At 40.0% G+C, this 15,750-nt stretch carries 12 protein-coding genes; 7 read left to right on the plus strand and 5 right to left on the minus strand.

Translation table 11 applies throughout. The annotated features are described in order from the left end of the window. Nucleotides 1-64: 64 nt before the first annotated feature. Nucleotides 65-505 carry a CopD family protein gene (locus tag FAX86_RS09790; RefSeq protein WP_144393136.1) on the minus strand — a complete coding sequence of 147 codons (441 nt, stop codon included), beginning with the start codon at nucleotides 503-505 and terminating at the stop codon, nucleotides 65-67. Then, complete coding sequence (locus tag FAX86_RS09795; RefSeq protein ID WP_144393137.1) at nucleotides 505-2,253, minus strand: chloride channel protein; 1,749 nt, start codon at nucleotides 2,251-2,253, stop codon at nucleotides 505-507. The genes FAX86_RS09790 and FAX86_RS09795 overlap by 1 nt, the downstream gene beginning before the upstream one ends. A 207-nt stretch (nucleotides 2,254-2,460) precedes the next feature. Here FAX86_RS09795 and FAX86_RS09800 point away from each other — a divergent pair, with 207 nt between their 5' ends. The 3 genes from FAX86_RS09800 to erpA all read left to right on the plus strand — a co-directional run bounded on the left by FAX86_RS09800 (nucleotide 2,461) and on the right by erpA (nucleotide 4,283). Then, complete coding sequence (locus tag FAX86_RS09800; RefSeq protein WP_144393138.1) at nucleotides 2,461-3,159, plus strand: DUF6776 family protein; 699 nt, start codon at nucleotides 2,461-2,463, stop codon at nucleotides 3,157-3,159. A gap of 109 nt (nucleotides 3,160-3,268) precedes the next feature. Next, nucleotides 3,269-3,766 (plus strand): bactofilin family protein, encoded by a 498-nt coding sequence (locus tag FAX86_RS09805; protein ID WP_144393139.1) that lies wholly within the window; start codon nucleotides 3,269-3,271, stop codon nucleotides 3,764-3,766. 166 nt (nucleotides 3,767-3,932) lie between these two features. Further along, nucleotides 3,933-4,283: an iron-sulfur cluster insertion protein ErpA gene (gene erpA / locus FAX86_RS09810; protein WP_144393140.1), complete on the plus strand. Its 351-nt coding sequence runs from the start codon at nucleotides 3,933-3,935 to the stop codon at nucleotides 4,281-4,283. Nucleotides 4,284-4,363: 80 nt separating this feature from the next. On the opposite strand, the gene FAX86_RS09815 is transcribed toward erpA, so the two are convergent. Next, nucleotides 4,364-5,485, minus strand: coding sequence for an anhydro-N-acetylmuramic acid kinase (locus tag FAX86_RS09815; RefSeq protein WP_144393141.1), 1,122 nt, complete (start codon nucleotides 5,483-5,485; stop codon nucleotides 4,364-4,366). Between the two features lie 2 nt (nucleotides 5,486-5,487). Next, nucleotides 5,488-6,915, minus strand: a complete 1,428-nt coding sequence (locus tag FAX86_RS09820; protein WP_144393142.1) for a peptidoglycan DD-metalloendopeptidase family protein — start codon at nucleotides 6,913-6,915, stop codon at nucleotides 5,488-5,490. A 248-nt stretch (nucleotides 6,916-7,163) separates the two neighbouring features. On the opposite strand from FAX86_RS09820, the gene tyrS reads away from it, so the two are divergent. The 4 genes from tyrS to FAX86_RS09840 all read left to right on the plus strand — a co-directional run bounded on the left by tyrS (nucleotide 7,164) and on the right by FAX86_RS09840 (nucleotide 14,377). Then, nucleotides 7,164-8,363, plus strand: a complete 1,200-nt coding sequence (gene tyrS, locus FAX86_RS09825) for a tyrosine--tRNA ligase (RefSeq protein ID WP_144393143.1) — start codon at nucleotides 7,164-7,166, stop codon at nucleotides 8,361-8,363. 109 nt (nucleotides 8,364-8,472) lie between these two features. Then, nucleotides 8,473-9,381, plus strand: coding sequence for a hypothetical protein (locus FAX86_RS09830; protein WP_144393144.1), 909 nt, complete (start codon nucleotides 8,473-8,475; stop codon nucleotides 9,379-9,381). Between the two features lie 6 nt (nucleotides 9,382-9,387). Further along, nucleotides 9,388-13,428 carry a hybrid sensor histidine kinase/response regulator transcription factor gene (locus FAX86_RS09835; protein ID WP_144393145.1) on the plus strand — a complete coding sequence of 1,347 codons (4,041 nt, stop codon included), beginning with the start codon at nucleotides 9,388-9,390 and terminating at the stop codon, nucleotides 13,426-13,428. A gap of 520 nt (nucleotides 13,429-13,948) precedes the next feature. Further along, nucleotides 13,949-14,377: a hypothetical protein gene (locus FAX86_RS09840; protein ID WP_144393146.1), complete on the plus strand. Its 429-nt coding sequence runs from the start codon at nucleotides 13,949-13,951 to the stop codon at nucleotides 14,375-14,377. Nucleotides 14,378-14,391: 14 nt separating this feature from the next. Here FAX86_RS09840 and FAX86_RS09845 read toward each other — a convergent pair whose 3' ends face one another. Beyond that, on the minus strand, nucleotides 14,392-15,174 hold the full coding sequence (locus FAX86_RS09845; RefSeq protein WP_144393147.1) for a peptidylprolyl isomerase: 783 nt from the start codon (nucleotides 15,172-15,174) through the stop codon (nucleotides 14,392-14,394). Between the last annotated feature and the right edge of the window lie 576 nt (nucleotides 15,175-15,750).

Below are 15,750 nucleotides of genomic sequence, written 5' to 3' on the forward strand. Positions count from 1 at the left end.
GAAAAGTAAAATTCGCTATCAAACAGTTGAGAAAATGAGCAAAATAGCAGGCAAAGCTTACTCACTAGTAGGGTTTAACTACCGCTAAAATGACTGCGGCAAATAAAACTAAAACAGGAAACTCATTAAAATAGCGGAAAAAAACATGGGATTTATTGCACTTATTTTCTTCGAGAAGCTTTCGATAATGACCACATACGAAGTGATAAGCGACTAGCAATGCGATGAGCACCATTTTTGTGTGAAACCATCCCGCGGCTTTCAGGTAACCCCAACTTACGATAGTGAGTAAAGTACCGAAGATAATAGTAAGAACCATGAACGGCGTAATGAATCGGTAGAGCTTCCTGGCCATTATGTTGAGGTGATCTTTAACCTCTTGGGAGTCGGTAAGCTGAATATTGACGAAGATTCTAGGCAAATAAAAAATACCAGCAAACCAACTGACGATGAATATTAAATGAAGTGCTTTAAGCCACAGGCTGTACTCTATTAAAAACTGCATTAATTTGCTTTTGTTGTTTTGTAGCTGTAGTGCGACTCTATGGCATCTCGGGTGATAACTCCATATATTTTTTCGGTCATTGGGGCTGTTGTTCGAAATACATAGGCAGCTTGATTGCCATCACGCTCAAGAGTATCGAGCACTTCTTCCAAAGTCGCTTGCAAATAAACAGAAGAAATATTTTGTCTGTCGGCAGGAATTTTTAGCAAATCGATAGATTTAGGCATGGCTTCTTCGGAAGATTCCAGTTCTATCATGTAACGTGCAAGATCGTTTGCTGACATCAGTGATATGGGGACATTGTCTTCTCGGATGAGTAACCAGCGTGGTTGATTTTCGAGAATCTGGGCGGCATCCAGTAAACGGATGTGGCGATCGTGAACTGCTATTGAGCGATCCATGGTGCCAGCGACACCAACACGGCGCAAAAACTGAGTTAATGGATTGAATTTAATAGTCATGCCCTTCGCATTCATAGTGCTCTGGAACATCGATTTTTGTTTAAATACTTGTGAAACCATCAAGTTAGCAACAACCACTGAGAACATACCCGGCAAAATAATTCCAGGATTTCCTGTTAATTCCAGAAGCGCCATCAATGCTGCCAATGGTGCTTGCAGGGTTGCGCTCATCATTGTTGCCATGCCAACCATCGCGTAAAAAGGATAAGACGATGAGTGCTCAGGGAAAAACTGGTGACCCACGAAGCCAATAATTGCGCCACTCATAGCACCAATAAAGAAACTGGGACCGATAACACCACCAGGCATCGACATTCCCGAACAAAAGATTGTCGCCACGAGTTTGCCGACTAAACAAAGCACTAACAGTTGCCAACCAAAATCACCTTGAAGAGTTGCGTTAACCGAGTCGTACCCAATTCCCATTATTTGTGGAATGCCAAGAGCAATAACTCCTACTGCTACACCCGATAGACTGCAACGTATCCAAACAGGCCATTGGTGCGACAGTTTAACCATAGCTGTTGTGCTGTAAATAAAGCCGGCGGCCAAGCAGCCAATGATAATTCCCATTAGAAGGAAATAAGGCATTTCCCACAGGGAAACGAGCTCTAATGCAGGCACATCAAATGCAACTGCGTTGCCAAACACCGCCCGTGATAAAACAGCTCCTGAAACGGATGCCAATATGACAGGGATGAAGCTTGCAATCGTGTACTCCATCATGATGACTTCCATGGCAAAAATAACCCCAGCCAATGGCGTATTGAAGCTGGCACTAATGGCGGCAGCGGAACCACACCCCACAAGCACTCGAATACTGTTATTGGGTAGCTTTAATCGTTGGCCCAGCCAACTGCCGCTAGCGGCACCTAGGTGAATGCCTGGACCTTCACGACCAACTGACATTCCTGAGGCTAGTGTCAGTCCACCAACGAAAAATTGAACAAGGGCGTTTTTCCAGGGAAGATACCCCTGATGGAAAGCCATACGCTCCAAAACATGGCTTACTCCCACCGCGCGCCGGTGTTTACTCAGTTTTTGCAATAGTAATCCGACGAGTAATCCGCCCACAATGGGCATTCCAAGGTGAAAGTGCCAGGATAGTCCTTCGAAGTCGCCCTGGTCTGTTTTGGGGTGCCAAAGCACGATACCGCTCTCGGTAAATATCCGAAATAAAATGTTGGAGGCACCGGCTAAGATTCCGCTGGCTAGTCCTACAATGGCGAGCAATAAAATAGCATCGACGCTGCCAAGTCGGAGTCTTAAAGAGTCAATTATTGACATTCAACGCTCATGTAGACCTTATTTTGGTTATTGTTTGTCAAGCACAAGTTTTACTTGAGGAACAGTTCGAACTTTAATTATAGTAGGCAACTTATTGATTTGTTGACCGGAACTCTTTGATGCCTAATGAGTCTTTGTATCTGTTACTCGCCATTAAGCATGCCAGATTTTGTCCGACAAATCAGCGCATTTAGTTGAAGTTTTTATATGTCAGATCATTTAATTATTACAAAGAAGAGAAGCCCGCTTTGGTATCTGTTATGGATCGTCATTGTGGTCGTTTTGTTGATTACAGCGTTTTATTTCGGTCGTCTGGATGGACGGGAAGAGAGGCTGGAACTCATTGATTCAAAAGACTTATTAGAGCGGCAGGTTGAAGAGTATGCCAATCAAATTACGTCTTTAGAGCAAAAGAATATCATGTTGCAGAGTTCGGCGGATGTTGAGTCACAAGCCAGCGAAGAGATAATGGAGACCATTACAGCTCTTAAGCAAACGATTGATTCAATGGATACTGAGTTGGCTTTTTATCGGGGCATAATGGCGCCGGAGAAAGATATTAAAGGATTACATATTTCTGACTTCACACTGAGAGAAGGTATTTCTGAACGAAGCTTTGACTTTCAGTTGGCACTTACTCAAGTAAAAAAACATGATGTTTTTTTAAAAGGTGATGTGACAATAGTGGTTAACGGCTTGCTTTCTGGGGAACCTAAAGAATATAATTTTAAAGAAATCAGTGGGTTAGATGACAAAGATTTTGATTTTACTTTTAAGTACTTTCAGCATATCAAAGGTCAGATAACGCTTCCTCCTGGTTTTGAGCCTAAAGCGATTAGCGTTACTGCGACAACATCTGGTCGAAAATCTCAAACTGCGACGCGCAAGTTCAACTGGTCTGTTTAGAAATAAAAAGTTCTGGTGGGATTCACAAAGTTGAGTAACTTGGATTGCTCAACTAGGGTGAAATAATGTTAAGCTCAAAAGCATTGTTCTAATCAAAAGGCATGAACTCATGTTTGGAAAAAGTAAAAAAGATAAATCTCGCGTTCGCCCAAAAGCTGGCGCAGCAGATACTCTCATTACTCGAGATACAAAAATTACAGGCGACATTCAGTTTAAGGGAGTGCTTTATATTGATGGATATGTCAAAGGGAATATCCAGTCGGAAGAACCTGAAATGTCACTGCTTACTATCGGTAAACACGGTGTTATAGAGGGGCAGGTTGATGTTCCGCACGTTATTATTTTAGGCCGAGTTAAGGGTGATGTTTATGCTACAGAGCACGTTGAATTAGAAAGTTCTGCTCATATTGACGGTGACGTCTATTACAAGCTTATCGAAATGGCTATGGGGGCTGAAGTGAACGGAAAAATGGTTCATCGCGATGATAAGCCTAAACTATTAAATCATCATCGAGAAGCGGGTCCTAAGACTGAGTCTAGCTCTAAAGTGAACAAATCAGACAAGCCAACAGATACTCCGACAGAAGCTCAAAAAACGGCTTCGTAATTTTTCTAAAAGACTCGAATATTGTTCGAGTCTTACCTCTATCTACCGCATTTTACTGAAACCTTCCTCAAGAGAGGCCCTATCTGTTTTGGGGTTATGAATTGCTTGAATCATCAGGGTAATGGCTGGGATAATAGGGTGTCGTATAAACTACAGAGCTGAATTTATGTTAGAAAATGAATCAATGCCTTCGATTCTTGAGGTTACGGACGCAGCCTGTGCGAAAGTCAGCGAACTGCTTGAAGATGAAGACAATGCTGCTCTTCATTTGCGTGTTTACGTGACTGGTGGCGGCTGTTCTGGGTTTCAGTATGGCTTTAAATTCGATGATAATGTGACGGAAGATGACACTCGAGTTGAAAAGTCAGGCGTGACAGTGTTAGTTGATCCTTTAAGTGCCCAATATCTAGCCGGTTCAACGGTTGATTATATTGATGGATTAGAAGGCGCTCGATTTGTCATTAATAATCCAAACGCGACAGCAACTTGTGGCTGTGGTTCTTCATTTTCCCTGTAATCAAATTTAAGTCTATTCTGCTCGCAACTGAATAAAAATTATCATCATATTTTCAGTTGCTCTTTACATTTAAAATTGGGCTAGGGGTGATAAACCGCTCCCATTAAAAGTGGGCTGTTTGAGCCAGTAATCGAGCGATAATCAACTCGTCTATTGCTAATTCTCTCTCTTGCTAGCCAGGCAAATGTTGCGGCTTCGACAAAGTCACTGTTCAAACCACCTTGGTTCAAAGGATTAACTGGTATGTCACCGTTGAGCGCTGCTTCAATGCGCTCTATTAAATAATGATTGTGTATTCCTCCGCCACAGACGAGGAGTTCTTCACAAGGACCTGGCAGTTTATTAATGTGTCGCGCTATTGATTGAGCCGACAACTCCGCAAGAGTACTTTGGACATCTTCAGGAGGAAGCGGATCGGCTCCTTTCAACTTTTGTTGCAACCATTGAGCATCGAAATACTCTCGGCCTGTGCTTTTAGGTGCGGGTAGTTGAAAGTAAGGATCTGCAAGCATGTGTTTGAGTAATTCCGTGCTGGTTTGTCCTGATCTTGCCCATGCACCTTCCACATCGTAATCATTGTTTTGGTGTTGTTCGATCCAATAATCACACAACGCATTTGCTGGGCCGGTGTCAAATCCTATAACTTGCTGTCCATCTTTGGGTAGCCAGGTGATATTAGCGATACCGCCTAAATTTAAAATGACTCGGTTTGCAGCCTCTGATTGATACATTTGCTGATGAAAAAGAGGGACCAGAGGTGCTCCTTGACCACCTGCAGCAATGTCTATTCTTCTAAAGTCGGCGATGGTAACGCATTGAGTTTCCCAAGCAATGACATTGGGGTCGGCCAGTTGAAGAGAAAAAGGGTTTTGCGTTTGTGGTCGATGGCGAATGGTTTGACCGTGGCTTCCTATAGCCACTATCTCACTCATTGAAATTTCGGCGGTCTTACAAACATTTCTAGCGGCCTCTGCAAAAAGTTTTCCCAAGTGATGATCGAGGTGTCCTTGGCGATCAATGCGTTGGCCTTCTTTCGATAACAATGGTTGAGACAAACTTAAGACTTCCTCTCGGACTTGCTCAGGATAAGGATAAGTTTGTTCTGCAACCGCTTTTGTTTGGTTGTTGCTAAAGTCTAAAACTACGGCATCAATACCATCTGCTGATGTTCCTGAAATCAAACCGATGTAGAGTTCACTCATGTTTAACCTTCTGAATTGTTGGCGATCAGTCTTTGATAAGCATTAAGACTCGCTAAAAGTGGCTGAGTTTTTTGCTCAAACAAAGGTTCTTCCTTTTTGTTGATGGGTTGTGCTTCGGGAAGTTTAACGGTTCTCGGGTTTCTGTGAACGCCGTTAACGACAAATTCGTAATGCAAATGCGGTGCTTGCGACATGCCCGTACTCCCAACGTAGCCTATAACCTGCCCTTGCTTTACGCGTTTACCGTAACTCACAGCACGTCTCGACAGGTGCAAATATTTGGTAACGATACTATTGCCGTGTTGAATGAAGACGTATTTGCCATTGTATTTATTGTAGCTAGATGCGGTGACTTTGCCATCGCCTGCTGCGTAAACCGGTGTGCCGGTTGGAGCCCGATAGTCAACTCCTCGATGGGCTTTCCATCTTTTTTGTATGGGATGAAAGCGACGAGGATTGAAGTTGGAACTTATGTACATGAAGTTAACCGGGGTTCTTAAGAATGCTTTGCGCATGCTTTTACCGGTAGGAGTGAAGTAATTTTCATCGCCTTTAGAATCTTTGTATCGAACGGCGCGAAAGACATCGCCTTGATTAATAAATTGCGCTGCTAAGATTTCACCATTGCCGATAAATTCTCCATCGAGGTATTTTTCTTCGTAAATTAGCGCGAAGCTATCGTTTTTTCTGACATCAAGGACAAAGTCGATATCCCAACCAAAAATATTCGCCAGTTTGATGATTAGTCCGTCGCTCATTCCTGCCTGTTTACCGGCATTAAATAGAGAGTCTTCAATAATGCCCGAAGCGAATGCTTGTCGTTTTTCGATGGGGCGCTTTTTTACTTCTGCATCAAAGCCATCTTCGACTCGGGTGACTTGAAGAGTTTCATTGACTGACAGTTGGTAATACAGATGTTCTAAAGTGCCGTCTTCTGATGCTTCAAAGACTAAGGTTTTGCCTGGACGAATTTTGCGTAATATAGATTGGGCCGTTTTGTTCTGCGTCACGTTGTAGACGTCACGCGGAGAAAAGCCCTGTTTTTTAAAGATTGAGGATAATGTATCACCAGACTTTATCTCAACTGAGACTCGCTGAATGGTGTCGGTAGGCAATGGTGGCCGCTCAGGCTCCAGAACATCGGGCGTTGATGAGCTGGTTGAATCCCAATTGATTGCTAGTGGAATTCGCTCAGCATCAGAAGTGAACACGGGTTCCGAGCGTTCTTCTTGAGGAATTTCCGCGAGCTCCTCTTCAGTAACCCCTGCATCTTCAAGTTCGTCCTCTCCACTTGATAAGGCGAGACCTAATAATAGTATTCCGACAGCAACGGCTGTAATTTCTCCCCAACGGAGTCGGATATGATGAAAAATAGGTTCATGAAGTAGAGTTCTTCGTTTACTGCTCGATTTGTAATCCTGTTTTATCATGATTTATTAGAATACTGCCTTTAAGGAATACAATTTTTGCTTACTTACCGTTAAAATGTCGCTTTCCGTTGATTGGCGAGTTTTTACAAAAGCAAGCAAAGCTTCGTATTGTCGTTTTATCTCGGATTTTTGTTAAGTTTAACTCAAAATAGTTGCTTGTTGGGAATTTGGACTCCGATTAAGCACAAAGATTTCAATTTAATGTATTAAAAGTATTCCGTAAGCGGATCTTACTTTGGGAGAGCATGATGAGCGGTAATCAAACTGCACTGGAAGAGATAAAACGCGGCGCAGATGAAATTTTGGTCGAGGAAGAACTAATCGAATTGCTAAAACTCGATCGTCCGCTCAAAATTAAGGCAGGATTCGATCCTACTGCACCTGATTTGCATTTGGGGCACACCGTTCTGATAAATAAAATGCGTCAATTTCAACAATTGGGTCATGAAGTGGTTTTTCTGATCGGTGATTTTACGGGAATGATTGGTGATCCAACGGGGAAAAGTGCGACGCGACCACCATTAACTGAAGAACAAATTGTTGAAAACGCCAAAACCTATAAAGAGCAAATTTTCAAAATTCTGGATCCAGAAAAAACGACCGTTGCTTTCAATTCAACTTGGTGTCGAGAGTTAGGGGCGGCAGGAATGTTGAAGCTGGCCTCACACCAAACGGTTGCAAGAATGCTTGAAAGAGATGATTTTAAAAAGCGTTATAGCAATAACCAATCGATAGCGATTCATGAATTTATGTATCCATTGGTGCAGGGTTATGATTCTGTGGCACTAGAATGTGATATTGAACTTGGTGGCACGGATCAAAAATTTAACTTATTGATGGGGCGAGAACTGCAAAAAGATTACGGACAAAAACCCCAAGTTGTTTTAACGATGCCTTTACTCGAGGGGTTAGACGGCGTGCAAAAAATGTCCAAGTCTTTGGGGAACTACATTGGAATAACCGATGCTCCGGGTACAATGTTCCAAAAATTAGTATCGATTCCTGACGCGTTAATGTGGCGATACTTTGAGCTTTTATCATTTCGTCCATTGACCGAAATTGCACAGCTTAAAAAAGAGGTTGAGCAAGGTGCTAACCCGAGAGATATTAAAATTCAATTGGCGAAAGAGTTGGTGGCAAGATTTCACGGTGAGGAAGCTGCAGCTAACGCCCACAAGGGAGCTGGTAACATTATAAAAGAGGGTGAAATACCCGAAGACTGCCCGGAAGTTGTATTAGAATTGGAAGGTGATATGAACTCGATGCCAATTGGGCGAGCTCTCAATAAAGCGGGGTTAGCAACTAACGCTGCGCAGGCAAAGGACATGTTAAAAAATGGCAGAGTGAAAGTTGATTGGAAGGTTGTTGAACCATCACTTATGTTGGAACCAGGCAGTTACTTGATTCAGGCTGGTAAAAAGAAAATCGCGAAAGTAGATTTGAAATAGCGGTGACATAAAAAGTTAATTTAATAATCTGAAATTAATGAGTTCAGGGATTGGCTGGAAAATATCGAAGTGATATATTCCAGCCTACAAACAATAAAGGACTAAAAAAATGAAAACGATTGCCTTGTTGTTAATCTCTATCGTATGTATTGCGGCGAAAGCTGATATTTATTATAAAAATACCTTTTACCTTCAGTGCTCTTATTGTTCGACAGATTCCCAGTTTTTATATAGAGCAAGGTCGCATTATCTTAATTACTATCCAGATTCTAGAACTGCGCCTGATATTAAACGGTATGTCTTAGCGAATCTTCGTACTCGAGTGGTTCGATCAGTTGCTGTTACTCGTAACAATGAAAATCATGTTAATTCTTCAGTTGAAGCTAGCTTTATTAATAATTCTGCGCAAACGCTTCGATATTTCAGGGATTATAGAAGCTCTGTTCTTTCGCTTAGCAGGATGGGACATTTTATTAATGTTGAGGGAACTGGTATTCAGACTCATTTGCCAATAAGTAATAATGAAAACTTGGTATTTTTAAGCTCGAGTAGATTTGACTGGTCTGGTAACAGCCAGTTTCTGACAAATGCTCGTTCATTTATTGAGTCGAGAATGGTGAACATAAATTTGAATCCGTTTTTGTTTCTAAAAGAGCCTTTATTCGTAAGGTTTTTTACGCGCGATAGAGCGGTTGTCTATATGTACGCAGATGACGCAACATCTAATTCACGTCAATGGCGTGTCTTCTCTGTTTTTCAAAACCGCTGGCTCGATCAATTTGGCAATCTATTGTCTCAAAGAGCATCTTTAGAAGGTCAGCTTTTATGCTTCTTAGAAATTACAGGAAGTAAATTTGTTCAGCACCAAACGGCACAAGAAGTCTGTCGCGGCGGTTCACAAACGTCTGCTGCTGTTGGCGGTATATATCGACATGTTGGAAGCAACATTGTAAATACTCCAAATCCAGGACCTCCGGATTCTTGTGATAGTCTTATTGCTGAAATTTGTCCTACCTAGTCATAAATGCGCTGTTGGATTTTATTTGCCTTTTTTATTTTTTTAAATGTTCTATACAGCGCAGAGCAACTCATAGATTACACTCATTTAGGGAGAGAGCAAGGGTTAAACCAGGTTACTGTTACAGACATAGCTCAAAGTAAAGATGGACTTATCTGGATCGCGACTCTAGATGGTATTAATCAATTCGATGGATATGAAGTTAAGCAATACTATTTGAATAGAGCCAAGAAAAGCTCATTAATTTCTCGCCTTATTTTAGATAAAAATGACCAACTGAATGCAATCTCCAACGATGGGTTATATCAATATGATAAAATCTTGGATAGGTTTATTTCTGTTTTTTCATTGCCCAATGAAGAGAACGTCGGCGTTCTCAAAGAAGTAGCTTCAGACAAGGATTCTTTTTGGCTGGGAACGAACACGGGGTACATTTTCTTAATCAAAGATAATAAAGTTATTTCGAGCTATAAATTAAGGTCTTCGAAAAACAATGATGGCCGAAATAAAATTGAAATAAGAAGCTTGGTTGTTGATGAGAGCTCTAGAGTTTGGGTGGGAACTAATAAAGGACTTTGGTTGAAAGGAAAGAATCATACTGGCTTCATTGAGTACACTAGTTCAAAAGACTCTTCATTTAAAAGTCTGAAAAAACCTGTAAAAAATTTAGATTTATTTAACAATTATCTGTTAATTGCAACCTACGAGGGATTGTATGGTTTGAATTTAGTGTCAAATCAATTGGACCTTATTATTGGTCCAAAGACACATGAGTTGCCTAAAGAAAGAACCATGATTAATCAGGTTGTCTCCTTCTCAAACAGTGAAGTGATTTTGGCTACTCAAAAAGGTGCTTTAAAGTATGATTTTTTGTCGAAAAAAATTCATCATCTTACTCGAACTTTAAATACCGATACATCGATTATGGTAAATCGGGTATTTGTGGATAATCAAAACAGTATATGGGTTGGAACTGAATTACATGGCGCTTTTTATGGTTATTACAATCGATATGTTAAACATTATTCTGAGCGTTCATTCCAAGATTTTTGTAACTTATCAAATGTGATTTACGCCATAAGAGCAATAGATGACAAGCTCATTATTGGATCTTGGGGGAGAGGTCTATCTGTTATCGAAATCGAAAATAACAGTTGTAAAAACTTAGTTTCTGATAAAGCAGATATTAACTCTTACTTAAAGAGAGCTGTGTCATTTGAAATTGGAAAAGAGCGTGAGCTGTGGATAGGTACTTCTGGCGGTGGATTAATTCGATACGACTTAGTCAGTGATGAAGCAAAGCATTATTTACCTGATCAATCCAAATTCGGTATTTCTGATGCAGATGTTTTTGCTATTGAGTTTGATGGCGAAGATAAAGTTTGGTTTGGGACATCGGGAGGGCTATCCAGTTTTAGCTATTCAAAAAATCAGTTTGAACATTTTTATGAAGCTGAGAGTTCTTTATTTAATAATAAAATATATTCGCTTGAATTAGCAGGAACGTCATTATGGATTGGAACTCAGTATGGTATTGATCGGCTAAATACCAGTACATTGCAGTTTGAGCGAGACAGCCTGGACAGTGAGCTAAAAAGTATAAAAACAACAATATATGACTTAGAACTTTTAGAGAATGGTGGTCTGGCAATTGCTACTCTGGGGGATGGGCTGTATTTCGCAAGTAAAGATAATATTGTCAATCATTTCCACTCGGAGAATAGATTACCGAGTAATACTGTATATCGAGTTTTACAAGATGAATCAGGGCGAGTTTGGGGAAGTTCAAATAATGGAATATTTGTTCTCGAAAATGATTTTACTCATCTTCTCAATATAACCGTGGATGAAGGATTACAGGGAAGTGAGTTTACGACAGCGGCTGATATTTCTAAGAATAATGATAAACTATATTTCGCTGGGTTGAATGGATTTAATGAATTCAACACAATTTCTCTCACCACCATGAATAATTATAATCGACCTATCATCAGAGATTTCTACCTGAACAATCGAAAAGTTGAGCTTGATAAAGTGAACCGGTTTACTGATGGAAAATCTCTTTTAGTGGCGACTAGAATTAACTTAAGCTATCGGGATAGTGTGGTTGGTTTTGATTTTTCAGCTCCCAATTTCATAGCGCCTTTAAAAATAAAGTATCGTTATAAGCTCGAAGGGCTTCATCAAGAGTGGTTGCCTGCTGAAGCTAGCAATAAGAGAGCTGTTTATACTAATTTACCGCACGGTGATTTCCGACTTTTAGTTAATGCATCGGATATTCATGGAAACTGGACTGATCAATATGCAGCTTTAGAAATACGGGTTTCTCCACCATTTTGGTTAACCTGGTGGGCAAAACTATTGTATGCCTTGACGATTATCTTTTCGCCCATTGTTATCTACTACTACCGTTCTCAGGCATTAAGGAAGCGTGCAGAGATGTTAGAAATTTCAGTGAAAGAGCGTACTCAGGAGCTTGCGGTTCAAAAGAATATTGTTGAAAAGTTGCTCCAGCAAAAAAATAACGAGTTTATCAATATATCTCACGAATTCCGAACGCCACTGACACTTATTCTTGGTCCAGTAAAACGTTTATTCGAAAAAGTCAGGCCCGAAGAACACGTCGCATTGAACTTAATTCAGACCAACGCCGAGCGACTGCTCAAATTAGTAGATGAGTTGCTGGAAATCGAAAAGTTGAAGATTGATAAAGCATTACCGAAACAAGTTTATATCTTGGATAGTTTACTGATTGAAATCGTTCATGCTTACGAATATGCGGCACAATCAAGTCAGTTAAGCTTCGTTTCTTATATTGAAGAAGGAATTTGTGTTGAAGTATTGCATGATTCAATAGAGAAAATTCTGTCTAACCTTCTCTCTAATGCAATTAAGTACAATGTGCACAATGGAAGTATTCAACTGAGCATCACAAGTGATTCTAGTCTTTTAAAAATTCGAGTTAGTGATACGGGAATTGGTATGGCTAACAACATTCAGGAGCGTATTTTTAAAAAGTTCGAGCGCGGGGATAATAGGCCTTTGCAAGCACATGGAAGCGGTGTTGGCTTATCTGTTGTGCAAGAAATAGTTCATGCGCATGGAGGCAGTATTTGGGTTCAAAGCAGAGAGAATGTTGGCACTGAGTTTGAGATTGAAATGCCTTGTGTGATCGAACGCAGTTCTAAATCTTTTACTAGAAATGGGAAACAACAGGATTCAAATCGTAGTTTGGCAAAAGAATCGATTGAGCAGTTTGAGATCGACGATAATAAGCCTGTAGTTCTTGTTATTGAAGATGATCCACAAATGCGCCAATACATTTATCAGGTCATTTGCGAGAATTACCAGTGTGTTACGGCGATTGATGGTGAAAGTGGCTTACAGATAGCTGAAGATTTGATTCCTGATATTGTTATTTGCGATGTAATGATGCCTGGAATAAGCGGTCATCAAGTATGCAAATCTTTAAAAGAGAATAATAAAACGAGTCATATTCCAATGTTGATGCTCACAGCCAGGATTGATAAAGCGAGTCGTATGCAGAGTTGGAAATTATTAGCAGATGAATATCTGACAAAGCCTTTCGAAGATGACGAATTAATTGTTCGAGTTTCAAGTCTATTGAGGCTTAGAGAGAACTTGCAGTCATTTTATTCTCAAGTTTCATTAGGAAGAGCTGACGCCAAGTTTGAGTTGGATTTTGGAGCGGAGGTTAATTCTGCTAAATCCGATAAAGATGCTGATTTCGTTTGCAGGATTAATCAAATTTTGAATGAAAATTATGAGAGTGCCAAATTATCCGTTGGTTTTTTATCCGCACAACTGTATATGAGCGAACGACAATTGCGACGAAAGATTAAAGCTTTAATGGGATTATCTCCTGTAGAGTTGATTAAGCAATTTCGTTTGGAGAAAGCAATTTTATTTTTAAGAGATGGGGAGGCGCCTTCTGTTGTTTCATTAAAAGCTGGGTTTTCTTCCCACTCTTATTTTAGTCAGGAATTTAAAAAATATACTGGGCAAGTTCCCGGTGAATTTTCTTGAGTTATCCTAAAGTATTCGCCATTGTAACTTGTTGAATTTTAACACCAAATTCTACTTGTCCGGAATTTAACAGTGAATGTCCGATTCTTGTGAGCGGGTAATTTAAGGTTTTTGTACTATGGCTTCGGTCAGTTGATGCAGAGCTTATTGAAGCGATGGAACATTGGTTTTGGAGTTAAGGACAAACAATGTATGTATCTGGCAAATGTTAAAAGTGTTTAATTAACGAACGGATTATTAGCTAAGGATGGAACTTATATTTTAAAGGATGATGTTTGGTTATTAAACAGTTTGGGATAAATCACGACTAAGGATGGATGTGCTAAAGTTTCAAGCACATAAATATGTTGACGAATAAAAGGCGCTTATCAGCGCCTTTTTTCTTAAATTCATTCAGATATTGGTTCGAATGTTTTTATTTCTGTCAAAGGATATTAAGGATTGTTTTCGAATTTGATTTCCGAGTTGATATACTGTTGAACAGTGGGAAATACAGTGTGTTAATTGCGAGTCATATTTTGTGGTAGATAACAATTCAAAACAAACGGAAAAAAGCGCGAAAAGTGTCGGACATCAAGTGAGGCGTCTTGCGGTGTTTCAGTTGAAGCTTGCTGCCGATGCGTTACGCGATATTCTTCTCAGTCCGGCATCCATTTTCTTAACTTTGATTGATATCTTTGAAGGTAAGCGCGATAAAGATAGCCACTTCAATAAGTTGCTGGCGATCGGTAGAAAAACTGAACGACGAATTAACTTGTTTAATCAGCATGACAACGATGTTGATAAAGTTCAAACGGTTGATTCTCTCGTTGAACAGTTAGAGTCTATTGTTGTTAAGGAGTATAAAGGTGGTGAACTTTCTTCGAAAGCCAGAACCACTTTGGAGAAAACGCTGAAGAAACTACGAAAATCGAGAGAGTCTAATGAGGAAGCAAAGCCTCCTCACTAGCTTATAAGGGCATGTTATTGAAATTTGCGTCGTCGAAGAGTTCCTAGAATTAGCAAGGATATTAATGCGTAGCCAAAGCTACCAGTGTCAAAATCATCCTCTTCATCAACTTCATTAATTAACGTATTTCTTACTGGATCTAAGCCTTCTGCAGTATCTGGATCGGCATCAATCACAACAACAGAATGTATGATCACAAATTGCTCTTCTAGAGGAGTGACATCATCTGCATAATCTTCAGTTGTGTAATCAATTAATGGTAACTGTCCGAGCGTTCCACCAAAGTTGTAAACTTCCAAGGCGGCAATCTGATCAACAACATCCATTCCATCATCGATTACTTGTCCAAATACCGTAAAGCCTTCATTTTGTGTATCAAGATTGGCGTTACTAACGGCTCCGCTATTATCTTCTAAGTTAAAGAACCACTGGCTTGTTGCGCTGTTTGGATCTGAGCTTTTTGCCATGGCAATTGTGCCGCGAACATTTGAAAATACTGGCTCATTAATAATAGGGGGTAAAGTATCAATCTGTTCGATACGGATCTCATCATTAGTGTCCGTTGAAATCGAGAAACCACCACCTTGAATCACAAAGCCTGGTGCAGATCGATGGATTATCACATTGTCATAACGCTCCGATGTCGCGTACATAAGAAAGTTATTGACTGTTTCCGGGGTGTCATTATCAAATAAATTGACTCGAAAATTCCCTTGATTGGTTTGAAACTCGACAATCGTTGCATTGCAAAAAGCCGTAAACAATGTGAGTGCTATTAATACTAGTTTTTTATGCATATTTGATAACTTATTTACTTGGTTGCTCTTAAGTAAGCTGCAGACTAAGTGAAAAGTTATTTTTTGGCAAGATAAGGCTTAAAGGTCACCGACCATATAGTGCATAAATAGAATAAAGCCGTTCATTTTTTTAAGTTTAAGGGTCAATTTGGCTATTAATAACTCAAGTTGGGCTATAATTAATCTTTTTTGTCACTAATTCGAATTAATTTAGAAAAAATTTAAATAAGCGCTTGCGATCACATAAATCATCTATATAATGCGCTCCCACTTCGGCAGCAAACGCAATTTGCTCCGAGTTAAAGCAGAAAAACAGAAATGCTAACTCATTGAAATATAGAGACTTGTTTTTCACTTTTTTTGCTTTTTGAGTTGAAACTTTTTAATCGTGATATTTGAGGCGATTTAGTAACAAAAAAAGTGTTGACTCAGCCGCAACAGGGTGTATAATTCGCGCCCCGACGTTGAGAAAGCAATGTTGTTTAACTAAGGCAAGTTCCTGGTTAAAAGCTCTTTAAAAACTTAGATGAAGTAATCTGTGTGGGCACTCATGTTGATAGAGTCATCACGACATTA

The sequence above is a fragment of the Pleionea sediminis genome (assembly GCF_007570825.1).
Taxonomy (GTDB): domain Bacteria; phylum Pseudomonadota; class Gammaproteobacteria; order Enterobacterales; family Kangiellaceae; genus Pleionea; species Pleionea sediminis.

Excerpts from the sequence above, each read along its gene's own strand:
- FAX86_RS09790 (WP_144393136.1), bottom strand. The coding sequence starts at position 505 with ATGCAGTTTTTAATAGAGTACAGCCTGTGGCTTAAAGCACTTCATTTA.
- FAX86_RS09795 (WP_144393137.1), bottom strand. The coding sequence starts at position 2,253 with ATGTCAATAATTGACTCTTTAAGACTCCGACTTGGCAGCGTCGATGCT.
- FAX86_RS09800 (WP_144393138.1), top strand. The coding sequence starts at position 2,461 with ATGTCAGATCATTTAATTATTACAAAGAAGAGAAGCCCGCTTTGGTAT.
- FAX86_RS09805 (WP_144393139.1), top strand. The coding sequence starts at position 3,269 with ATGTTTGGAAAAAGTAAAAAAGATAAATCTCGCGTTCGCCCAAAAGCT.
- erpA (WP_144393140.1), top strand. The coding sequence starts at position 3,933 with ATGTTAGAAAATGAATCAATGCCTTCGATTCTTGAGGTTACGGACGCA.
- FAX86_RS09815 (WP_144393141.1), bottom strand. The coding sequence starts at position 5,485 with ATGAGTGAACTCTACATCGGTTTGATTTCAGGAACATCAGCAGATGGT.
- FAX86_RS09820 (WP_144393142.1), bottom strand. The coding sequence starts at position 6,915 with ATGATAAAACAGGATTACAAATCGAGCAGTAAACGAAGAACTCTACTT.
- tyrS (WP_144393143.1), top strand. The coding sequence starts at position 7,164 with ATGAGCGGTAATCAAACTGCACTGGAAGAGATAAAACGCGGCGCAGAT.
- FAX86_RS09830 (WP_144393144.1), top strand. The coding sequence starts at position 8,473 with ATGAAAACGATTGCCTTGTTGTTAATCTCTATCGTATGTATTGCGGCG.
- FAX86_RS09835 (WP_144393145.1), top strand. The coding sequence starts at position 9,388 with ATGCGCTGTTGGATTTTATTTGCCTTTTTTATTTTTTTAAATGTTCTA.
- FAX86_RS09845 (WP_144393147.1), bottom strand. The coding sequence starts at position 15,174 with ATGCATAAAAAACTAGTATTAATAGCACTCACATTGTTTACGGCTTTT.